Origin of the sequence: Tigheibacillus halophilus, from assembly GCF_042683165.1 — a bacterium.
Classification (GTDB): Bacteria; Bacillota; Bacilli; order Bacillales; family Amphibacillaceae; genus Tigheibacillus; species Tigheibacillus halophilus.
This window is the reverse complement of the sequence record NZ_JBHUIZ010000012.1, coordinates 243,462-266,058: the sequence shown is the minus strand read 5'-3', so window position 1 is coordinate 266,058 and position 22,597 is coordinate 243,462. Positions and strand designations below refer to the sequence as shown.

Sequence of the window (22,597 nt, the reverse complement as noted above, 5' to 3'; positions counted from 1 at the left end):
AATAATTACATTTATATGATGTACTCATTATATTAAAAGGTAATAAAGCCGTCAAATAATAGACTATTCTGATATGTATACTTGCTTTATATATGTTCTTTACCCCTTACATATAAAAGAATAACACTACATTCATATCAATTACTTATCATCATGATTATAATTATTTATTTTACTTATAATAAGTTGATAGCTATGCTAATGAAAGGAGGTGTTGTTCGCATGGATTCACAACAAAATTCATTACAAATGAACAAACAAAATGCCACGCTTAAGTGGATTGCCGGTATCGCATTCACTTTTTTCATCGCATTACTAGGATTTCTGCTGGCTATGATACCCGGATTCGATCATGTCGGCCAATTAGCATGTGCTATTATCATTGCTGTAGTTTATCGGCAAATCTTCGGCTATCCTGAGGCTATCAGGGATGGTATCACGTTTTCATCTAAAAAATTGCTTCGGCTAGCCATTATTTTATATGGTCTGAAATTGAATATCGATGTTGTTTTGCATGATGGTCTCGGCCTGCTGGCAAGAGATGCCATCGTTATCGCTTTTGCGATTTTGCTGACTGTTTGGCTTGCGAAAATATTTAAAGCCGATAAAATGATTTCATTACTATTAGGTGTTGGAACAGGGGTCTGCGGGGCTGCCGCGATCGCTGCCGTTGCACCAATCGTTAAATCCAAAGACGAAGATACAGCGATCGGTGTTGGCATCATCGCACTCATGGGAACTGTATTTGCCATTGTTTACACCATTTTGCGTCCTTTTCTGCCACTTTCCGCTATTGATTATGGTGTTTGGTCCGGTACCAGCCTGCATGAGCTGGCTCATGTAGCAATTGCTGCAGCGCCTGCCGGAGACCAGGCACTGGCCATTGGTCTGCTGGCGAAACTCGGCCGTGTATTTTTACTTGTACCGCTTTGTTTCATCTTTATTTACCTGATGAAGCGAAAAAATAAAGCTGCTGATGAAGAACAAACAAAAGTCGAATTTCCTTGGTTCCTGATCGGTTTTATCGTGATGAGCCTGATTGGCAGTTATGTATTTGGTCCTGTTATTCCAATGAAGCAAGGAGTATTGGATGGTGTTGCAACGGCAACAACGTGGATTCTGACTGCTGCCATGGTCGGCCTGGGCTTGAACGTCAGTCTGCAGGATTTACGCTCAAGGGCATTGAAGCCATTACTTGCAATGACCATAACCTCCGTCTGTCTCAGCGTACTCGTATTTTTCATTGTCTAATACCGCTGTATCGTCTTACACCGATAGACATCGCAGCACTGGGCTTTGCATCAATCTCATATCCTGTTGCTGATTTCTAAAAAAATACCCGATGATCATCTAGCCATATACTCATCAGACCGGTAAACTGTTCTACGGCGGGAAATTTACGCCTCGGTCTGATCTTTTTAGTACTATCATTCCTTGCTATGAAAAACAGCTTGAAAATAGCAGCCAACAAGTATATAATAATGATGTTCCGCATATATTTGGGGCATTAGCTCAGCTGGGAGAGTGCTTGCATGGCATGCAAGAGGTCACGGGTTCGAGCCCCGTATGCTCCATCATTTTAAAAAACGCTTTGACAGGTGCTATCACATCATTGGTTAGAGCGTTTTTTTATTTTTAGTCTGACATGAATGCCATCTGTTACCATGGTCTGATAAAAAAACGCATATTTGGGGTAGATATATATATAAAGACTTACTGCAAGGAGTAAATAAAGTGACTACCAAACGAAAAATACTGAGCTTATTTTTGTTATTGATTTTCCCTGTTTTTGCTGTGATCTATAATTACCTTAATGATCACGTAGGAACAGCGACTGAACTAAAGACATTTGCCGATAATTATATTCCAGTGATCCCCGGGTTTGTTATCCCATATATCCTTTGGTATGGGTTCGTTTTTTTCTATTTGGTTTATTATTGCTTCAAGAACACAAAAGTTTATTTCTTCACGGTGGCCACGATTGCTGTTGGTGAAATACTTTGTTTCACTTGCTATTATTTGTTCCAAACCACTGTGACGAGACCCGAATTGCACGGTAACGGTCTTTTCACGTTAATGCTGCAACAAATATATGAGAAAGATAATCCATACAACTGCTTTCCAAGCATTCATGTACTGACTACTTATGCTGTGATGCTCGCATCTATCCAAGTAAGGAATAAACATTTGTTTCACACCATTGTCATTCATGTCCTTGGAACCTTGATTATTCTTTCCACCTTGTTCACAAAACAGCATGTGTTTTTGGATGTCGCAGCGTCTATGTTGATCGTTTCGGTTATATATAGTTTGCTTTCCATCGTATTCAGCATGAGAAGCTTCGTAAGAGCGCAAAATAAAAACATGGCATGGAAAAAGAAAGTCAAAGGTAAAACATCTGTACAATATATGAAATCAGAGAAATGACAAAAACCAACAAAATTTCCCACGGACTTCATCGTTAAAATGGCCAGGTGCACACCAGCACACCTGGTCATTTTAGCGTTTTATGCTGATGGTCAGCGAGATGAATCAGGAATTTTCTTTATCAAATGTTTGGCATAATCATCCATCCGCTCGCCCATAAGTTTTGGCGTGAGCCAATCTACCCCCAATTCTTTCCAGCCTGCATAAACTGTAAGCGGATCTTCCAGCACATCCAGCAGACTGCGCAAATCCCAATAAACATCATACCGCCAGTTCTTCCCTGCGTATTGCTTATAGGATCTCAGAAAATCCTCAGCCGCTTCTTGGCCATAGAGCATTGCCAGATTCCAGCGGCAATGGCCAATATCGATTCCTGCAGGCCCCATACAAGCATTCACCCAATCAACGACACCACTGACTTGTCCATTTTCCCATAGCACGTTATTCGGGTGAAAGTCGCGATGAATAAAAGTGGGCTTAAATGGTGGACTGGGCCGCCGTCTCATATAATCAAATAGGTTTTCCCAGATATTAGGCATATTGCTCCATGAAGGTGTTTCCATTTCCATTATTGATTGATATGGGTAGTACGCCCAGTTGAAATTAGAAATCGACGTATGATGTATAGCATGAAGTGCTTTGGCCAGGCCGTCTGTCCATCTGTTTTTGTTCTCAGGCACGAGGATGACTTTCCCCGGTACCTCTGTCATCAACAATGTGGGATAACGGTAAAACCGCCCTGTATCATCCGAAGCTATATATGAAGGTGTTGCAACTGTAATGTTTTCTGCTTGCTTTAATGCAGCTTTTTCATGAGTGATTATATCGGGTTCTTCTTCCAGCCACTCCAAATTATCTATCACCCGGATGATGATCTGCTTTCGTTGTTCTTCTTGCTTGATCGTCACCCTGCAAACAAAAGAAGAAATCCCTCCCTTCAATTTAGAGGTACCCAGGACCTCCGTCCTGGGTACCATCTGCGATACCAGGCCTTCAAGTTCTTCTTGCAAATTTATCTCCCCTTTGTAAAAGCAATTTCCCTGCGAACATGCTACAATAGTTATCAATAGACAGTATTTTCTTATAACGGAAGTCTATCATAGTTTTCACCTCATTTGTAAAATGGCCGACAAGAAAGGAGTGAGGTTGTATGCTGCAACATAGAACAAAAGTGGTTGATAATTTTCACGGGACCATGGTAGCCGATCCCTATCGCTGGCTGGAAGATACGGATTCTGCAGAGACATTGGAATGGACAGAGAAGATGAAAGCAGACTGTCAGCAATATTTCTCGGAGTGCACTACGAAAGAAGCAGACCGTAAACGGCTTGAAGAACTGTGGAACTTTCCGAAATATTTCGTTCCGGAACGGGTCAAAGATTGCTTGTTTTTCCAAAAGAATGATGGCGTGCAAAACCAGGCTGTCCTATATATGCAAGAAGATGGGAAAGAACCCGCCATTGCCATTGATCCCAATTCCTTCAGCACAGATGGCACTGTTTCTTTATCTAATTTTTCCATCAGCCATGATGCGAAATATATCGCGTATGCTGCCTCAGCAAATGGCAGTGACTGGCAGGATATACATATCCGGGATCTGCAAACGGGGGAAGATACCATTGACCATCTGCAGTATATCAAGTTCACAAACATAGCTTGGGCTCCCGATAACAGTGGTTTTTATTATAGCCGTTTCCCTGCACCAGGGAGTGTCAGCCAGCAGGATGAAAGCAACTACCAAAGGGTATATTATCACCGGATGGGGGATATTCAGGCTGAAGATACATTGATTTATGAGCATCTTGAAGACAAAGAACTGATGTTTTCGCCGTTCATTACAGAAGATAAAAAATACCTTGGCCTGACAGGTTTTCTTGGAACTGCAGCAGAAAACTGCATCTATCTCAAATCTCTCGAGGAGAACGGTGATTTTTTCCCTATATTCGACAGACAGGATGCAGAATACCTGTATGTTACCAACAAGCATCATATCTTTTATTTTCTGACAAGCAAAGAAGCTCCGAACCGCCGTCTCATTGCCGTCGACCTGCACAACCCTGCCGAGCAAAATTGGCGGGAAATCATTCCGGAAAAGGATGATGTACTGGACGGTGCCGTATTTTTGAAAGATACGTTCATACTTGCCTATCTTCGTGATGCTTACCATCAACTGTACGTTCATCAGCTCGATGGTAGTTTTCAAAACGAAATTGAACTGCCATCTTACGGCTCACTGACAGGAATCAGCTGTGACAAAGAACATCCACTCGTTTATATCGGCATCACCTCTTTTTTGGATCCAGCTGTGATTTATCAGTATTACCCATCCGAACAAAAACTAGCGGTGTATAAAGCTGCTGAGCTGCCTATAGACGTATCGGCATTCGAGACAAAGCAAGTATTTTATACATCGAAAGATGGAACTAAAGCACCAATGTTCATCACAAAGCGGAAAGACAGCCGGCAGGATGGAGAAAACCCTGTCATTCTATATGGGTATGGCGGCTTCAGTGTCAACGTGACCCCTTCTTTTAATCCAGCAATCCTCAGATGGCTGGAAAAAGGCGGAATCTATGCTGTTGCTGTATTGCGCGGCGGCAATGAGTACGGTGAATCTTGGCACCGAGCGGGCATGCTAGCAAATAAACAAAATGTCTTTGACGACTTCATTGCTGCAGGAGAATATCTCATCAATGAAAAATACACCCGGAAGGAGAAGCTTTCCATTATGGGCGGATCTAATGGCGGCCTGCTGGTTGCTGCCTGCATGGTACAGCGCCCGGAATTATATGGCGCGGTCGTTTGCCGGGTACCGGTAATCGATATGCTTCGCTATCATCGATTCACTATCGGGCGGTACTGGATACCCGAATATGGCAGTGCGGAAAATCCGGACCAGTTTGCTTTCATGTATGCCTATTCTCCACTTCATAACGTCAAAGATGGTGTGCATTATCCGCCAATTTTGGTTGCAACTGCTGCAAGTGACGACAGAGTTGTGCCGGCACACGCAAAAAAATTCGCTGCGACATTGCTGGAGAAAGCGGACACTTCGACTACGATTGTGCTTAGAGTAGAAGAAAAAGCCGGTCATGGGCATGGAAAACCGACTGCTAAACTGATCGCGGAATGGGCAGACTTCTTCGCTTTTCTGGATCGTGAACTGCAATAACCTGATCTGTCGCTTAAGGGACTTTCCTTAAGCGATATTTTGTATTGGGATAAGTGCAAACAAAGCTAGTTTCCAAAGTTACGATTCCCTCCCTGGGTCACAAGCCCAATCTAATAAAATCATTCCCTTTTTGGACCATTTCCCCATATATTATTAGAAAGACGCAAACGCCTAATCTATAAAACTGCGTCCCACCCGTGGGGCAGGTTGGCGTTGCCACGCAGAGGCGAAGTTTGTACATTGCTTATGCTGGTTGATGAAAATGCCACTGCATTTGGCATCATCTCTACCAGCAAGCAATGTACCATGCTTCGCCAAGTTTTGAGCGAATGGCATAGTAGCGCTTATACGGTAAGGATAGGTTTACACTATCTTTGCTGCCTTAAGGAGGAGTTTTTCAATGAATGAGCAGGAGCCAATCTATCCGCTATATCCCGACTACCCTGGATATCTTCCAGAAAGTGAAGAAAGATTTTTTCCATTTCCTAACATGCCAGGACAACAATTCGGACCGCCTTCTTCCCCGCCAGGCATGCCTGGGCCAGACATGTCGAATCACGGGCAATTTCCAGGATGGGGTCCGCCGTCCCAACATGGCGGACCTCATGACGGCCAGCAAGGACAGCAGGCCGGACCGCCAAACACACCGCCCCCATCTTTTGTACCGCAGCAGACGCATTTCCAAACCTTTGCTGTAGATCCTGGTGCTATACGTATGTGCCGCTTCCGATTCACTTATGTCTGGCTGCATAATCAATCATTCTGGTTCTACCCGACATTCATCGGCAGAAATTCCATTGCCGGCTTCAGATGGCGCCATAACAGGTGGGTATATTTCGGAATTGATTTGAATCAAATTGTGTCCTTCCAATGTTTTTAAAAACGTCTCTTAAACAGCTGCATGCATGCAAAACCATTGCCCCGACAACTCGTCCAGCAATGGTTTTTGTTTCCCCTGCATAAGGTGTCCATACCAAAAGCCCCTCTCCGCCATAAGTTAAATATAAGGAGGGATGATGATATGAATCAACTGGCATTACTTTATTTAGCTGGTATTGTGGCAGGCTATGCACTGACTGTACTGGAACCGGTCAGCTTTATCGGCGCAGATGTTGTGAACTTCTTTCATGTGGTCGGTGTAATCGCCATGATTATCTTTTCGCTTGCCGTTATTTGGCTTGGAATCAAAAAACTTGTCAATAGTTTCCGTTAGCGGATGTATAGGGGGGCGAATGCCTCCCTTTTTTATTAGAAACTCGACATACTTTTCTCACCACTTTCTAATGTTCTTCTTACTGTAATATCATACGCAAAAGAGATAATGTATGCAGCAGCGTAAGAAATATCGTAAAAAACGGGTAAACATGCACCAGAAGGAGATGAAAAAATGGCAATTGAAATATTTAGGAGACGGGAACAAAAATACTTGATTGACAGATGGCAATACGGAGAATTAGTCAGACAGATTTCTCCTTATATGCGCCCTGACAAGTTTGGAAATGATGGCCATTATACAGTCACTAGCCTATATTTTGACAGTGATGACCACAAAATCTATTTTGAAACAAAGAACAAACTAAATTTCCGGCAAAAGCTCCGCTTACGCGTGTATGATGAAACAGATCTGGAGGGGACTGCTTTTTTTGAAGTGAAACAAAAACATGAAAAAGTAGTGAACAAACGAAGGATGCTGCTGCCGCTTCGGGAAGCATACCGCTATCTCAACGAAGATCCCAGCACCCCTCTCCAAAACTATGAAACTTCCAATATCCAGGTATTCAAAGAAATCGATTATTTCCGCAAGTTTTACGGACTGAGGCCAGAAATGGTCGTAAGCTATGATCGGCATGCGATGCACTGTATCACTGATCCTGATTTACGAATAACCTTTGACTTGAATCTGCGTTGCCGCAATGATGATTTGCTTGTCGAGTACGGATCACATGGCGACAATTTCATCGACCCACACTTGGTCGTTTTGGAAGTGAAAGTCTCTGATGCCGTCCCATTGTGGCTTACACGCATATTGCAGGCGCTTGGATGCGAACAGCGAAGTGCATCGAAGTTCTGTACAAGCATGGAACTATTGAAAGGCGACAAATTACCGGTTGATATCGTAAAAGAAAATGTCAACTTGGTCGAGGTCCACAAGGAAGGCAAAAAGGATCGGTATGAGTCCACCTTGTTTTAAAAACAAGCACCCTGATCAACAAATGATGAAACAACTAGGAGGAACAAACCCATGGATATGATTAATCAATTTTTTTCGTTAAATGAAAGCGCAGGAGGCGGGCATAGTATTTGGATGACATTGCTGGCCCTTGCTGTAGCAACCATTTTAAGTTTAGCCATCACGAAAGTCTATACCCTTACATTCACTGGAGACAGATACTCACAGGCTTTTGTCCATACAATCGTGATGTTGAGCGTGATCGTATCGGTTGTAATGAACGTTGTTAGCGATAACGCCGGTGTCGCATTTGGTTTATTCGCGATTTTTTCTTTAATTCGCTTCAGAAGTGCTGTAACAGATGTAAAAGATATTGCTTATATCTTTTTTGGGTTATGTGTCGGAATGACAAGCGGGCTTTATCAATTCGACCTGGCTATTTTACTTACTGTCTTCGGCAGTGCCGTATTTTTTCTGCTTTATTATTTTCAATATGGAAAAGGGAAAGATACGCAAATTTTAAAAGTAACCGTTCCTGAAAATCTCAATCACGATCATTTACTGGAAGATATCTTTGCTGAATACACCTTAAGCCATAAATTGCGTAAAGTGGAGACTACCAACCTCGGCACGATGATTTTATACACCTTTGCGATTCGCAGTAAAAACACGACCAATGACAAAGAATTGCTGGACAGCATTCGTACAAAGAATGCCAATTTGAAAGTATCCATCACATATCTTGAAAATGAAGAATAAGCAAAAGCAGTCCGTTAGAAAACATCGGACTGCTTTTTTCACGACAGATCGTTCCGTCCATATAAGAAACAGTGAGGAATTTTTATTATTTTAGCCACCTCTGGTTATTTGCTATTTTTTTGGCATGCTATACGCATAGCTTACTTACAGTTTTTTAATAATATCATCCACCGTTTCATTCACTTCTGCGCGGGAGATTTTTTCCTCTCCGTTTTTCAGCGCTTTTAAAGTCCGTTTGGCCAATCCTAAAGGAATTTTGCAGAATAATAGAATATTTTTGGTTTGAATCGATTGAATATATTCCTCAGCCTGTCGGAGATTTCCTTCTGCATAAGCAAACATATCATTTCTAGTCCAATTATCCGGAAAGAAACGTACACCCCGTTCAGCGTCCTCGTCTTTATTGCGCAATACGTTCACAGCCTGCAGTCCTCTTCCGTAACCAATCGCCAGTTGTTTATCCGTTTTTGTACCATCATACCAGTACCAAATATCAGAAAGCATGACTCCGACAAGTCCGGCGACATAGTATGTATAATCATCCAAGTCTTCCTTCGTTTTCACTTGCCAATCTCTTTCCACCCAGTCGGCCATCCCTTTGGCCATGACTGCAGTAGATTCCTTCACCTTTTCTACAATTCCCGAGGGACAGAAAGCAATCCAATCGCCGAGTCTCAGCGTAACCTCTGGAAGCAGTTCACGATGCGGTTCAACCAATTCCTGATAAGCAGTTTCGTCAAAGTCCTGTTGTAATAATGCAGCAGTTTCACGAAGTATATGCTGTTTTGCTGCCGGGTCCAAGGTAACATGGTCTTCCACTTCATCCACGGCACGCATGCATAGATAAGCGGATGCAACCGTTTCCCTTAACTGAGATTTCAATAACTTGATCGGTATATAAAACGTTCTGCTCGTCTGCTTCAGAACATGCATAGCTTCTTTTTCCAGTTTCCCTGATTTATTCAACGGAGGAACCTCCCTTTCTATCTCTTTCATTACCCTTAAGTATAGCAGAAATCAGCTGCTTTTTCTCCTATCCTCCTATTTTCATATCCTATTTCGCTTGCAGAAATTGTTTTGCCATCTGAAGGACAGACGATGAAGCACAAATAAAATTGGTTTCCCCAAAGCTTCCTGAGCAACAAAAATGAATCAGATCGGCCACTGCGGATTACTGCTGTTTTCCAAGATTTTTTCTTTTGGATGATCAAGCTTCAAAAGCTTGTATTTATTCCTTTTCGGAATTGCGATATAATCGATGTACTTCGCTATACAGAAAGGCAGAAAATAATGGATAAACGTGTTTACTTTTTAATGGTCATTTCTTTTATCGTCGGTATGGTCGAGTTGATTATAGGCGGTATTCTTGATTTAATTGCAGCAGATTTGCACGTAAGCCTTGGGGAAGCAGGACTGCTGATCACCATCTTCTCTTTGATTCTTGCAATTGCCGGGCCCATTTTGCTCGTTCTTACTGCAAAAGTTGAAAGAAAGCAGCTGACCACCGTATTCTTAGTATTCTTTTTTATTGGTAACCTGATAACCGTATTCAGTCCGAACTACACCATTTTGTTCCTTGGCAGAATCGTTTCCGCATTAAGCGCTTCGCTGTTGATCATCCTCTGTCTCGTTATGGCACCGACAATTGTAGATCCGAAATATCGCGGCCGTGCGATCGGAATCGTCTCCATGGGAGTCAGTGCCTCATTAGTGCTTGGCGTGCCGCTTGGGTTGATACTTGGCAATTCCTTCGGATGGAGAGCCCCGTTCGTTCTGATTTCTTTGCTGGCACTGCTTTCGATACTTGGCGTTATATTGTTTATGGATAAAGTGGAACCTCGCCCTTCCATACCGCTAAGCAAGCAGCTTGCTTCATTAAAAAACAGAAAAATATTTTTTGCCCAGTCAACAACCTTTTTATTCATGGCTGGCCACACGACATTGTACGCCTATTTGACACCCTTTCTAAAAACAACAATGGGTATGCAAGGCACATGGGTAAGTGCGGCATACCTTATATTCGGAATAGCAGCTGTTACGGGGGGCGGATTTGGCGGTACACTTGCTGATTTAATCGGTACAAAACAAACTATCTTGTCAGTTATCATTCTATTCGCCATTGCAATTTTCGCAATTCCTTACACGACCTTCGCCCTTGTATTATTCCTATTACTGATGGTCATCTGGGGTATGATGAGCTGGGCAATGTCCCCAGCGATGCAAAGCTATTTGATTGAAACTTCACCGGAAACATCCGATATACAGCAGAGCCTGAATAACTCATCCTTGCATTTCGGCATTGCCATCGGTTCACTCATAGGCGGTATTGTCATCGGACATTTTTCTGTAGAACATAATGCACTTGTGGGCGGCATCCTTGTCCTTCTCTCGCTCGGAACTGCCCTGATATCAATGCACGAGAAAGCCACTGTAGCTAAAAGGATGTAATAACGGAAGCAGCAGCAATGCGATTCAACTGCAAGACCTGAAATTCAAGATCGGCAGTTTGCCATTCAATTGCAAACTGCTGCTTCAAGCCCCACTCCCTCCCCTGCTTTTCTTCTTAAACCACCTCAAACAAGGTTGACTTTTTATTCAAAATTCATAGTACTTAAGTCACTTTCTATATATATTCCGTCTTTTTCATGCAGTTATTATGGTAGGATGATAATATCTGAAAAATTTAGTAAAAGGTGCTGAGGAATATGTATTGCAAACATTGCGGGCACAAGGTGAAGGAAGGTGCCCGTTTTTGTAAAGAGTGTGGACATCAGCTGAAGGCTGAATACGAACATGCCACACAGCAAACCGATAATGGAGAAAACAAGGATGCTTTACAAGAAAATGCCGCCACTGTCAACCCTGTCCCCCCCGAACCATTTGAGCAGGAAATGAAACCCCGAAGAAAAATCAGTAAGAAATGGATTATATTAGGTTCAGCAATCATCGTGTTTATTATCCTTTTCTCTTCGGCTTACGCTGTCGGAAGCAGTCGATATAAACCCGATAGTAAGATCGACAGCTTTGATCAGGCAGTAAAAGATAAAGACATCCAAAAGGTCAAAAGCATGCTGACATCAGATGACGATGACTTGAAAATCACTACAGATAACACAAAAAAATTCGTTCATTATTTAGAGGAGCATCCTGATCAGCTGCAAAGCTTGATTGAAAAAATGAAGCAGCAAGTGAAGAGCAAGACTGCTGATACATACTCCTACGGAAAATACGCAACGATCAACATTGAGAAGCGCGGAAAAAAATGGGCATTGTTCAATGATTACAAGTTATCCATTGTCCCTGCTTTCGTGAAAGCAACCGCCAATCAGGATGACATAGACTTTTACGTCGATGATACGAAAATGGGGTCTTCCAAAGATGGAGAGCCTCAAGAACTTGGTCCGCTCATGCCTGGAAACCATGAAATTAAAGCTGTGTACAAAAGTAAATATGTAGAAACAAACCAACATGAAAACCTGGATTTATTCGCCCTGGGGGAGAAATCATTAGATAAGTCCTTCCAGTTTGACTTGAAGGAAGTTACTTCCAAAGTGGACTCGACTGACGGTGGATACACCTTGTTCATCAATGACAAGAAAACAGATATCAAACTGGACAACAATTCGCAAGAAATCGGTATGCTGCCTGTCGATGGCTCAGTAAAAATACATGCAGAAAAAGAATATCCCTGGGGCACAGCAAAAAGTGAAACAATAACGGTGGATAGTGATTATACGCTTTTTGAACAAATATTCGTTCTGAATGAGGAACAGCAAAAAGCTTTGATGGATCAATTGAACGATACAATCGACCAATATTTTGATAAAGCAATGACCAAGAAAGATACCTCTTATCTCAAAGGAAAGGTCTCGGAAAACCTTGTCCATCAGGCTAAAAAAGATATTCGCAGCATCAAAGAAAAGAAGAAGAAATACACTGCTAAACTGCTGAAAACTAATTTTAGAAAAGATGATTTCAGGAATGTCTCATACAACGATGGCTTAAGTGCGTATACGCTAAATATCATGATCGACGTTACGTTACTTGAAAAAAATGATCGCTATTTTCTGTGGGTGGGCGGCGGCGATTATGAGAATGACATATATGCCCATGCATTCACCTTCACTGTATATTTTGATGAGAAGAAAGAAGAATGGGTTTTGGACCATTTCAAAAAAGAGTATAATTTCGTCGGCACCAATGAAGGCGTAGAATTCGAAATCAATAAAGCTGATACCAAGAAAAAAGCTGTCAGCAAAAAAGAAAAGAAAGAATAATTACCCTCATCATAAACGGAGCAGGATATATTTCCCTGCCCCGTTCTTTCATTTCATTCAATCCAATACAAGATGGACATTCAATTGGTCCGTTTCCTGGAAATTCAAACCAACATGAATGGCTTGCGCATAACCGGATAATTCTGTTTCACCCTTCATTAAAGTTGGTGCGGTGATATCTACATGAAGTCCTTCAACTGCCATGGCAGTAGCCACTGAGCCCGCGATCATATTGCCGAGTTCGCCGCTGAAGGAAGTAAGCATCTCCCCTTCCAGTGGCATACCAAAAAGGGACTGGCCTAGATAAGCAAATATGTCTGGACGCCCGGAAAACACCATTTTTCCCGATAAATCTCCTGTGATGCCAATCAATACCCCATATTGCAATTGAAAATGACTAGCCTCCAATCTTGGTTTTTCTGTATGATAATCTACCTGCACGATCCCTTTGATAGCAGATATTGTCCCATTAAGCAAAATAGTGATTTCCTTACTTTTAACAGCAGTTTTTGCCATAACTCCGCTCCTTCATTTTTTGCATCAAATGTGCTTGCTATATATATATCGGCCAGACAACATTATCCATAAACATTTCATCCATTATTTAATTTTTAGACGAGCTGTCTTCTTCAGCAGACGTAAACTTTTACAGTCTATAGGTTTGATAATGAAATTAAATGGAAATTCATCTATAATAAACGTAAAAGATATAAACCGTAAGAAGGGAGAGAAATAGACTTATTGCACTCTCCATGCAAATAAGTTCTGTGGATACATGGATAAGAAGTGGATGTCGCAATTCATGAAGTTCATCGGCGGGCGTGATCTGATTTTCACCCTGCTAGTTTTGATACTGATCGGCTTCGCCATTCTGATATATAATCAGATTTCGTTTATTTTCCATCCGATTATCGTGATCATCTCCACGATGGTAGCTCCTGTCATCCTAGCATTCATCGCATATTACCTAATGAATCCGATTGTGAACCTTCTGGAAAAAGTTCATATTAGACGAATTTGGGGTATATTGATTCTGATTTTAGCAATTGCCGGATTGATTACAGGCATTACCTTGCTGATCGCTCCATTGGTGGAAGAACAGGTGCGTGACTTGGTTAAGAGCTTTCCGGACTATGTCACACAGATGGCTGACTCACTGCGAAAGACAATCGATCATTCCTTTTTAGGACAATATTATGATGAAGGCTATGATTGGGTCACCTCCAATTTAAACGAAGTCACCAGCAAGATTTCCGAATACCTTGGCGGTGCTGTGGAAGGCATTAAAAATGTCGCCAGTACCTTGACGCACGTTGTGATCGCACTGATCACATTCCCATTCGTACTGTTCTTTTTGCTAAAGGACAGTGCCCGTTTTAAGCAGTATTGTCTGTACCTGCTGCCTCCTAAATACCGTAATGATGCAGACCAGATTTTGAAAAATATGGATGTGCAAGTCGGATCATATATCCGTGGCCAGATCATTGTTGCCAGCTGCATCGGCATTCTGCTTTATATCGGCTATTTGATTATTGGACTCGATTATGCCATTATTCTGGCTATCACTGCGGCCGTCACAAGTGTTGTACCTTACTTGGGACCAATGATCGCCATTTCGCCAGCAATCATTATCGCCATAGTCAGCGGGCCCTTTATGCTGCTGAAACTGGCCTTTGTCTGGATTGCTGTGCAATTTCTCGAAGGGCATTTCATTTCGCCAAATATCATGGGGCGTACAATGAAAATCCACCCGCTTACCATTATGTTCGTATTGCTGATTTCCGGGAATCTATTCGGTATTTTCGGGGTCATACTTGGTATCCCAGGCTACGCCCTTGTCAAAGTAATCGTGCAATATCTGTATAAAAAGTTCAAACTTCGCTACAACCGCTATTACGGCGACAGATATGGCAGTTTTGAAGAGTGAACGGAGGGATAAAACCCCTTATTTCATTAAAAAGGCGCCTCCAAATTCCCTTTTTGGAATTTGAGGGGGCGTCTTTTGGGTTAAGAAATCCCAACCATCTAAAATCCTGGCGATTTCCAGTACCTTTCTATCAACACTGCATTCTTTTTTGTTGCTAATCTAGCCATCAATCATCATCCGCTTCTATGTTAATATTCTTTGGGACTTACATTCAGATACGCTGTTGGCTGCTGTAGAAAAATGAATCAATATCTATGCCCTATCCAATAAGCGGCCGGTTTACCTTTCAAATGTCGCCTCTTTGCTATGTAGATAAGTGCAGCCATGCACCAGTATGACATATATTCATTTGAATTATTTGTCAACAGCATTTAGAATGGCTGCAATATGGTATTTGGTACTACACACGAAAGAATAATAAGAAAATTTCACCTTTTGTATTGCAATTCCGAAACAGAAGGGTTTATAATGTTCTTCATATATAAACATATGTATCTTCTAAAAGTACAAAATCAGGAGTTGAGAGGATTGCAAAAACAGGTTTCTATTGGTTTACTTGGTTTTGGTGTTGTTGGATCAGGCGTTGTCAAAATGATCGAAAATCATCGTGAAGAACTTTCCCAAAAGCTCGGATGCGATGTGACAGTAAAACATATTTTGGTTCGTGATAAGGAAAAGCAGCGTGATTTGCCACTGCATTCTCCAAAGCTCACAACAGACCCTGCAGAGGTGCTCAATGATCCTGACATTGATATCATTGTGGAAGTGATGGGCGGTATTGAAGAGGCCAGAAAGCATATCCGCCATGCGTTACAAAATAAAAAGCATGTTGTCACAGCCAATAAAGATTTAATCGCGCTGCATGGACAGGAATTACTGGAAGTAGCGAGTGAAAACCATTGTGATCTATTTTATGAGGCAAGTGTGGGCGGCGGTATACCTGTACTGCGCGGACTGACCGACGGCCTCATTTCGGATCGCATTCAGGAAGTCATGGGGATTGTCAATGGTACCACCAATTATATTTTGACAAAGATGGATGAAGATCATGTATCCTTTGACAAGGCGCTGGGAGATGCGCAGAACCTTGGGTTTGCTGAAGCGGATCCTACTGCCGATATCGAAGGACTGGATGCTGCCCGTAAAATGGCTATCCTATCCAGATTGGCGTTCTCTATGAATGTGGAGCTGGATGATGTAGAGACCTCTGGGATTACGGATATTGCACTCAAAGACTTAGAATACGGTAACCAGCTTGGTTATGTGATGAAATTGATCGGTTTTGCCAAAAAAGAAAACGGCAGCATCGAAATCAGTGTCCAGCCGACCTTCTTTGATAAAAAACATCCATTAGCAGGTGTAAAAAATGAATATAATGCTGTTTATATAAAAGGAGAAGCTGTTGGTGAAACAATGTTCTACGGTCCCGGTGCAGGCAGCATGCCTACTGCCACAGCTGTTGTTTCCGACATCATGGCAGTCGTGAAAAATATGCTTTTAGGTATTACTGGCAAAAGCAATCTGATAGCCGGTCTCGATAAAGAGATTACTCCGGATGAACGTCGATTCGCAAAGTTCTATGTCCGTTTGCATGTAAAGGATAAGGCAGGGGTGTTTGCCAGCATTTCGCAGCTATTTCATGACAAAGAAATCAGCTTCGAACGCATCATACAACGGCCTGCCAGCAAAAATCAGCTAGCCGAAGTCATTCTCGTAACCCATCAGACATCTCTGGCGAATTTCCAAACAACATTAGAGCAGCTACAAGAAATGGAAAGCTTGGAATCGATTCAAAGCTATTATCGCGTGGAAGGCGTGGAAAAAAATGATTAATAATGGAATACTGCAATCTTACAAGGCATATCTCCCATTGACGGACAAGACACCAGCATTAACACTTCACGAGGGCAATACGCCTCTCGTCTATTTAAAACATTTTTCCAATAAATTGGGTATCGAGCTGTACGCCAAAATCGAAGGAGCTAATCCGACAGGTTCCTTCAAAGACCGGGGTATGGTGATGGCAGTAGCTAAAGCCAAAGAGGCTGGCAGCAATACTGTTGTTTGTGCTTCGACTGGAAACACCTCCGCCTCAGCAGCTGCTTATGCGGCTCAGGCTGGTATGCAAGCCATCATTGTCATTCCTAAAGGAAAAGTTGCATTGGGGAAACTGGCACAGGCTGTCATGTATGGTGCCAAAATCGTTGAAATCGATGGCAATTTCGATGATGCGCTCAACATCGTGAAAGAAATGAGCGAAACCATGCCCGTGACACTTGTAAACTCAGTCAACCCATATCGACTGGCAGGACAAAAAACAGCAGCATTCGAAGTAATCGAACAGCTGGGCAGCGTACCGGATGTGCTTGCTATCCCGGTCGGCAACGCAGGGAATATCAGTGCCTATTGGAAAGGCTTTAAAGAATATAATGAACAGCATAGATGCGGCCTTCCGAAAATGTTCGGATTCGAAGCGGAAGGAGCAGCTGCAATTACACAAAATGAAGTCATTTCTACCCCTGAAACAGTTGCGACAGCTATTCGTATCGGTAATCCTGCCAGTTGGGAATTGGCAGTTCAGGCTCAAGAAGAATCCAGCGGAATCATCACTTCTGTCAGTGATGAGGAAATCTTGCAGGCTTTCCGTCTGCTTCCACGACTCGAAGGTGTTTTTGCGGAGCCAGGGTCATGTGCTTCCATTGCCGGGGTTATACAGCAGTGCAAGGAAAACCAAATTTCCTCCGGCAGCAAGGTTGTTGCGGTTTTAACAGGTAATGGGTTGAAAGATCCACAGACTGCGCTTGATCAAGTGGAGGTTCAGCCGGTCTCCTTGCCAAACAATGCGAAAAAGGTTCGTGAATATTTTCAAACAGAGGTTGAAGCATGATGGCTTTTCAAATTCGCGTACCAGCAAGCTCAGCCAACCTCGGCCCGGGGTTCGATTCGGTTGGTATTGCATTGGATCGCTTTTTGACTTTGGATGTGCAGAAAAGTGATTCCTGGCAGTTTTCACATCACTCTGCGTTGCTGGCTGATTGCCCGCCATATGAGGAGCATCTCATTTATCAAATTGCATTGCAGACAGCTGGCTTGCATGGCATGAAAATGGCTCCGCATCATGTTGCAGTAACAAGCGAAATCCCCTTTGCCCGCGGTCTGGGCAGCAGCGCATCCGCTGTACTTGCTGGAATTGAACTGGCGGATCAAATATGTGATCTCCGTCTCAGCAAGGAACAGATACTGACTGCTGCCACAGAGACTGAGGGACATCCAGATAATGTTGCAGCTGCTCTGTTCGGCGGACTTGTTGTGGCCGCCCAGCATACCGATGACGCTTCGCATGAAGTTGACTATGTACGGATACCAATGTTAAAAGAAGTGCAAGCTGTATTATATATCCCGGATTTTGAATTGCGAACAGCGGCGGCCCGAGGTGTCCTGCCCCGGCAATTAAGCAGAGCGGAAGCTGTGAATGCCAGTGCTGTCAGCAATATGATGATTGCCTCCGTGCTGAAGGGTGATTATGAACAGGCAGGTAATTGGATGGAGAAAGACAAATTCCACGAACCATACCGAGCTGAATTACTTCCTGATTATGATAAAATTAAACAGGAAGCAAAGCAGCTTGGAGCCTATGCAACAGTCATCAGCGGTGCAGGGCCGAGTATGCTTTCACTCGCCCCAAAAACAAAAGCTGAACAAATAGCAAAGAGAATGGCAGAAATCCTGCCAACATACCAGGTTGCAGCAACTTCCTTCAACCAAAGCGGTTTGGAAGTGCGCGCAGAAACAGTGCCACACCTGGATAACATATGAAAGCACTAAAGTGTGCTACGGGGTTCTATCGCGGAAAGGGAAAGGTTTTTTATGATGAAGATTTATGTGGATGCTGATGCTTGCCCGGTGAAAGATACCATTGTTTCTGTAGCCCGTTCATACAATATACCTGTTACATTGGTAATGAGTTTCAGCCACTTCTCCAACAAACAAGTAGAGGGGGCTGAAACCGTTTATGTCGATCCCGGCTCAGATGCAGCAGATTATCGCATTATCCAATTAGCCAAAAAAGGGGACATGATTATCACACAGGACTATGGACTTGCATCACTCGCTCTGGGGAAGGACTGCATTATCCTGCACCACAAAGGTTTCCAGTACACAAACAAAAATATTGAACAGCTTCTGCAAACCCGCCATCTAAGTGCCAAAGCAAGGAAAGCGGGTCAGCGCACCAAAGGCCCGAAGGCTTTTACAAATGATGACCGAAAAAAATTTGAAGAACTATTACGCAACGTGCTAAGGGAACGGATAGAAGAGTAAGTTACCATTTTTAATATTGGAGCCGTGCGGCCGGATTAGTGAAAAAAGGCTTATTTCTTTCGTAAAGCTACACGGTTTTGCCGATGTTCTTTCCGAAATGGTCCTGTTTCATATAATTGCCTTTCTTCTTCACTCTCCGGGTACACCCCCGGTACAGGAATCGGTTTCCCTTCTTGATCTACAGCGACCATCGTCAAAAAGGATTCTGTCGTCAGTTTTTCTTCATGCTTGATCAGATCCATTGCCGTGACCCTTACATACACTTCCATCGAGCTTGTACCTGTATAAGTGACATAGGATTCGAGTGTCAATGAGTCTCCCGCTTTAGCAGGGGAAAGGAAATCGACTGAATCGATCGATGCAGTGACAACATAACTGTTCGAGTGCTTCATCGCTGTCAATGCAGCGATTTCATCAATATAAGCTAATACTTTCCCTCCAAAAATCGTACCCAAATGATTCGTGTCCGGGGGTAATACGAGTCTTGTCTGTATCGTTTTTGTAGCATTTATAGCAATTTTATCCACAAGCTTGTCCTCCAAAAAACAACCTTCCTTTTCAAAAGAAAAGAAGGTTATCATATTTGCTAAAAGCGCTGCCATCGTTTGAAAAGCCTTCAGATAAGCAACACCAGCCATTATTGTACACTATTTCACCTCAGACCAAAAGCCTATCTCAAGATGTCTTATTATTCAATCCATGTTCCTCACAGAATACCAAGGCTGCTATTTCAGCTTTTTCATCGACATATCTCTCCCAAACATCTGTTAATCCCTGCCGGGCCAGTACGATATCAAAAGTCTCCTGACTGTCCGCAGCCGCCATCAAGGAAGGACGGATATCCTCCAGCTGTGCTTTACAAAACTCACTTCTCAGTTCAGGCCAATCCAATGCGGGTATTTCTGCATATTTCTCCGGACGTTCTACAATATCGTAAGCAAGCTCCATTTCGCGCAGCTGCCAATCCAGTAAATCACCGACAAACTCCTCCCCTTTCGCATCTAGCAGAAAAGGGCGCTGTGTATAGATAACCGCTCCCGTATTTTTATTTAAAAAGGGAAGAGATTTTTCTGTGTGCCACTTCATTCCCTTAACGATGGTCGCTAGTTTTATAGATGTATCCAACAATCCTCTCCCCTTATCTGAAAATATTCTAACAAGCATCTTACCACAAAAACCTGCCAGCTTACAGTTTTCGGACTTTGAAATTATTTTCAAGTACCGGCCAATTCTGCGGGAATGGATTTCCCAGCACCCAGTAGCTTCCGCCGCGCAATCCATATTCCTTAATCAAGTCGTATTTAGCTTGCATGCTGCGTGCATCTTCAAACCAAACCTCATGTCTTTGGCCCTGCTCATCTGTATACTGAAAATGTGGCGCCTCGTATGTTTTGTTATATGAGATAGCTTCATTGTACCGAGCTGCCAGATCTACTGCTTCTTCCGGGCTAATGGTACGGGCGATGGTCCCTTCCTGCCAAGGTATTTTCCAATCACGCCCATAAAGCGGGAGACCGGTAATGATTTTTTCGGGAGGAATGGCGGTCACTGCATAATCCAACACGTCCCGCATTTTATTGATTGGCGCAATAGCCCACGGCTTACCTCCAGCCCACCCCCATTCGTATGTCATTGGAATGACAAAATCGACGATTTCACCATGAGCGTTATAGTCGTGTGCCTCATATAGCAGGCCAGGCTGATCCGCCCGTTCTTTCGGTGCCACAGCAGTAGAGACCAAAAATCCTTCCGGATGCAGCCGTGCCACTACCCGGCGCAAAAAGGCATTGTAATTTTCACGATCCTCCGGATATACATATTCAAAGTCAATATTTAAACCACGGTAGCCTTTGCTTTTCATTTCCGTGAGTATATTCGTTATCAACGTTTCCTGTATAGACTGATTACGCAGAATCGCTGCTGCCAAATCAGAATCGAAATTACTGTTTTTAAAATTGGTAATCACAAAGAGGGGGGCAGTGTTCGTTCTGCTGGCTGCTTGCAATAAGTCCTGGTCCTGCATCGCTGTAAATGTACCATCTTCTTTCACAGCGTGCATGAAAGGGGATAAATACGTGAAATTCCTTCCCAGTCTTAAGGCTTCCTGAGCACCTGCTTCATTCACATTGGTTGTATAGGCATTGATCTCTTTCACAGGCCGTGCCAAAATAGGGATATGCAATATTTGTCCGACAGACAACTGTGCCCCCACTCCCAATCCGTTCGCCTGCGCAATCCGTGCTACTGTTACATGATAATGGTTGGCTAGCGTCTGCAGCGTTTCCCCTGCACGGACTGTATGTGCCACACTTGGAATTTTTAACATATCACCAGCAAATACCAAACCCGGATCGGAAATATTATTAGCCTGCATCAATGCTTGGACTGAAACCCCATAATCACTTGCGATCCGTGCCAAACTATCCCCAGTTTGAAAAACATATTCCAGTTCCGGTTGCGGAATAACAAGTGCCTGCCCAATAACAAGCCTTGATGGGTCAGCAATTTGATTTGCCAAAATGACCTGGTTCAGCTCACTGCCGTGTCTTTGGGCAATCTGCCACAATGTATCTCCGGATTTCACCACATAAATGATCATCTTCATTCCTCCATTTTGTGTTATCTACCTATCATGATATTCAAAGAGAGCTTGGCAAGGTGATAACAAGAGAAATTTAACAGGTCATAAGATGAAGGGGCGCTTTTTGTTTTTGGCATGCGTTCAAAATATGCCAGTTAGCTAAATCATTTTTCTGCAATGCAATTTTTGTCACTGTGTGCTGTGCGGTCTGAGGTGTGAAGGGATATTCCCCGCACACATCCACACCAAGCAAATGTTTTTGATGAGAAAAGTTCTTTGTCATCAGTAGCAGGTCTTTAAGAGACAGACTCCCATGATCCCAATTTGTTCGGGCCTCAGACATGGCAAGTACATCTTTATCAATACTGATATAAATGTTTTCAGTAGGAATAGCGTCGATGATTGTTTGTGGGGGTGGTGATGTATGTTCCGCAAAAATGGACAATTTATGCTGGAATGCTTGGGGTATTTGTTCCTGCCACAGTTCATTCACCCCGATCAGGATGACCTTTCGCAATGCAGGCAGTCTTTCCAAAGCCTTTAATACCCATGAGCCGCAAGAAATGAGCTCCTCACTTGGACTTGGCAGCATATCGGTGTGGTGATCAAATAGTACCAAGGAAAAAGGCTGTGTTATTTTGGATATCAGCAAGTATGATATGTAATGAAAATTTCCCCCTCCGAGAAAAGTGACTGCTCCCTGACTACTATCTGGAAGTTTTTCGCTGATTCGCTGTGCAGTTGATTTCTCACAAAACATATGAACACCCAACATGTCAGTGAAATCCAGCCATTTCACGGATTCTTTTCGATAGAAATTTTGATAAATATAACTTTGATCAAAGTTGAGCATTACAATCTGATTGTCCATTGACAACGACTCCTTTTGGATAAATGTCCCTAACTCAAATCTACTTATATTATACAACAAAGTTCCGCTGCCAACGTATGAAAAGCTGTATTT

Annotated in this window: 21 protein-coding genes and 1 tRNA gene; 15 read left to right on the top strand and 7 right to left on the bottom strand. The window is 42.9% G+C overall.

The window, feature by feature from the left end; all coding sequences use genetic code 11:
* Positions 1 to 222 precede the first annotated feature (222 nt).
* The 3 genes from ACFSMW_RS12460 to ACFSMW_RS12450 all read left to right on the top strand — a co-directional run bounded on the left by ACFSMW_RS12460 (position 223) and on the right by ACFSMW_RS12450 (position 2,427).
* Positions 223 to 1,251, top strand: coding sequence for a YeiH family protein (locus tag ACFSMW_RS12460; RefSeq protein ID WP_390356079.1), 1,029 nt, complete (start codon positions 223 to 225; stop codon positions 1,249 to 1,251).
* A 250-nt stretch (positions 1,252 to 1,501) separates the two neighbouring features.
* A tRNA-Ala gene (locus ACFSMW_RS12455) sits at positions 1,502 to 1,574 on the top strand.
* Positions 1,575 to 1,734: 160 nt separating this feature from the next.
* Positions 1,735 to 2,427 (top strand): phosphatase PAP2 family protein, encoded by a 693-nt coding sequence (locus ACFSMW_RS12450; RefSeq protein ID WP_390356077.1) that lies wholly within the window; start codon positions 1,735 to 1,737, stop codon positions 2,425 to 2,427.
* A 92-nt stretch (positions 2,428 to 2,519) separates the two neighbouring features.
* Here ACFSMW_RS12450 and ACFSMW_RS12445 read toward each other — a convergent pair whose 3' ends face one another.
* Positions 2,520 to 3,437, bottom strand: a complete 918-nt coding sequence (locus ACFSMW_RS12445; protein ID WP_390356075.1) for an aminoglycoside phosphotransferase family protein — start codon at positions 3,435 to 3,437, stop codon at positions 2,520 to 2,522.
* Positions 3,438 to 3,577: 140 nt separating this feature from the next.
* On the opposite strand from ACFSMW_RS12445, the gene ACFSMW_RS12440 reads away from it, so the two are divergent.
* The 5 genes from ACFSMW_RS12440 to ACFSMW_RS12420 all read left to right on the top strand — a co-directional run bounded on the left by ACFSMW_RS12440 (position 3,578) and on the right by ACFSMW_RS12420 (position 8,528).
* Positions 3,578 to 5,599 (top strand): prolyl oligopeptidase family serine peptidase, encoded by a 2,022-nt coding sequence (locus ACFSMW_RS12440; protein ID WP_390356073.1) that lies wholly within the window; start codon positions 3,578 to 3,580, stop codon positions 5,597 to 5,599.
* 400 nt (positions 5,600 to 5,999) lie between these two features.
* The gene (locus ACFSMW_RS12435) at positions 6,000 to 6,479 is read left to right on the top strand and encodes a hypothetical protein (protein WP_390356072.1); all 480 of its coding nucleotides are present in this window, start codon (positions 6,000 to 6,002) and stop codon (positions 6,477 to 6,479) included.
* Positions 6,480 to 6,620: 141 nt separating this feature from the next.
* The gene (locus ACFSMW_RS12430; protein ID WP_390356070.1) at positions 6,621 to 6,812 is read left to right on the top strand and encodes a hypothetical protein; all 192 of its coding nucleotides are present in this window, start codon (positions 6,621 to 6,623) and stop codon (positions 6,810 to 6,812) included.
* Positions 6,813 to 6,986: 174 nt separating this feature from the next.
* Positions 6,987 to 7,790 (top strand): polyphosphate polymerase domain-containing protein, encoded by an 804-nt coding sequence (locus tag ACFSMW_RS12425; RefSeq protein WP_390356069.1) that lies wholly within the window; start codon positions 6,987 to 6,989, stop codon positions 7,788 to 7,790.
* A gap of 51 nt (positions 7,791 to 7,841) precedes the next feature.
* The gene (locus ACFSMW_RS12420; protein WP_390356067.1) at positions 7,842 to 8,528 is read left to right on the top strand and encodes a DUF4956 domain-containing protein; all 687 of its coding nucleotides are present in this window, start codon (positions 7,842 to 7,844) and stop codon (positions 8,526 to 8,528) included.
* Positions 8,529 to 8,672: 144 nt separating this feature from the next.
* Here the strand turns inward: ACFSMW_RS12420 and ACFSMW_RS12415 are convergent, their stop codons facing one another.
* Entirely contained in the window at positions 8,673 to 9,494 is an 822-nt protein-coding gene (locus ACFSMW_RS12415; protein WP_390356066.1) for a squalene/phytoene synthase family protein, read from the bottom strand.
* Between the two features lie 324 nt (positions 9,495 to 9,818).
* Between ACFSMW_RS12415 and ACFSMW_RS12410 the strand changes: the two genes are divergently transcribed.
* Both ACFSMW_RS12410 and ACFSMW_RS12405 read left to right on the top strand, forming a co-directional pair.
* Entirely contained in the window at positions 9,819 to 10,976 is a 1,158-nt protein-coding gene (locus tag ACFSMW_RS12410) for an MFS transporter (protein ID WP_390356065.1), read from the top strand.
* Between the two features lie 257 nt (positions 10,977 to 11,233).
* Positions 11,234 to 12,805, top strand: a complete 1,572-nt coding sequence (locus ACFSMW_RS12405) for a zinc ribbon domain-containing protein (RefSeq protein WP_390356063.1) — start codon at positions 11,234 to 11,236, stop codon at positions 12,803 to 12,805.
* 57 nt (positions 12,806 to 12,862) lie between these two features.
* Here ACFSMW_RS12405 and ACFSMW_RS12400 read toward each other — a convergent pair whose 3' ends face one another.
* The gene (locus ACFSMW_RS12400) at positions 12,863 to 13,321 is read right to left on the bottom strand and encodes a chemotaxis protein CheX (protein WP_390356062.1); all 459 of its coding nucleotides are present in this window, start codon (positions 13,319 to 13,321) and stop codon (positions 12,863 to 12,865) included.
* A 274-nt stretch (positions 13,322 to 13,595) separates the two neighbouring features.
* Here ACFSMW_RS12400 and ACFSMW_RS12395 point away from each other — a divergent pair, with 274 nt between their 5' ends.
* From ACFSMW_RS12395 to ACFSMW_RS12375, 5 genes are all read left to right on the top strand, one after another.
* A complete protein-coding gene (locus ACFSMW_RS12395) occupies positions 13,596 to 14,732 on the top strand; it encodes an AI-2E family transporter (RefSeq protein ID WP_390356061.1) in 1,137 nt (378 codons plus the stop codon).
* Positions 14,733 to 15,260: 528 nt separating this feature from the next.
* The gene (locus tag ACFSMW_RS12390) at positions 15,261 to 16,565 is read left to right on the top strand and encodes a homoserine dehydrogenase (protein WP_390356059.1); all 1,305 of its coding nucleotides are present in this window, start codon (positions 15,261 to 15,263) and stop codon (positions 16,563 to 16,565) included.
* Positions 16,558 to 17,619, top strand: coding sequence for a threonine synthase (thrC, locus tag ACFSMW_RS12385; RefSeq protein WP_390356057.1), 1,062 nt, complete (start codon positions 16,558 to 16,560; stop codon positions 17,617 to 17,619). The genes ACFSMW_RS12390 and thrC overlap by 8 nt, the downstream gene beginning before the upstream one ends.
* Positions 17,616 to 18,548, top strand: coding sequence for a homoserine kinase (gene thrB / locus ACFSMW_RS12380; RefSeq protein WP_390356056.1), 933 nt, complete (start codon positions 17,616 to 17,618; stop codon positions 18,546 to 18,548). The genes thrC and thrB overlap by 4 nt, the downstream gene beginning before the upstream one ends.
* A 54-nt stretch (positions 18,549 to 18,602) precedes the next feature.
* Complete coding sequence (locus tag ACFSMW_RS12375) at positions 18,603 to 19,052, top strand: YaiI/YqxD family protein (RefSeq protein ID WP_390356434.1); 450 nt, start codon at positions 18,603 to 18,605, stop codon at positions 19,050 to 19,052.
* A gap of 50 nt (positions 19,053 to 19,102) precedes the next feature.
* On the opposite strand, the gene ACFSMW_RS12370 is transcribed toward ACFSMW_RS12375, so the two are convergent.
* From ACFSMW_RS12370 to ACFSMW_RS12355, 4 genes are all read right to left on the bottom strand, one after another.
* Complete coding sequence (locus tag ACFSMW_RS12370; RefSeq protein ID WP_390356055.1) at positions 19,103 to 19,579, bottom strand: acyl-CoA thioesterase; 477 nt, start codon at positions 19,577 to 19,579, stop codon at positions 19,103 to 19,105.
* A gap of 148 nt (positions 19,580 to 19,727) precedes the next feature.
* Positions 19,728 to 20,177: a hypothetical protein gene (locus ACFSMW_RS12365; protein WP_390356053.1), complete on the bottom strand. Its 450-nt coding sequence runs from the start codon at positions 20,175 to 20,177 to the stop codon at positions 19,728 to 19,730.
* A gap of 61 nt (positions 20,178 to 20,238) precedes the next feature.
* Positions 20,239 to 21,651, bottom strand: coding sequence for a LysM peptidoglycan-binding domain-containing protein (locus ACFSMW_RS12360; RefSeq protein WP_390356051.1), 1,413 nt, complete (start codon positions 21,649 to 21,651; stop codon positions 20,239 to 20,241).
* A gap of 76 nt (positions 21,652 to 21,727) precedes the next feature.
* Positions 21,728 to 22,504, bottom strand: coding sequence for an arginase family protein (locus tag ACFSMW_RS12355; RefSeq protein ID WP_390356050.1), 777 nt, complete (start codon positions 22,502 to 22,504; stop codon positions 21,728 to 21,730).
* Between the last annotated feature and the right edge of the window lie 93 nt (positions 22,505 to 22,597).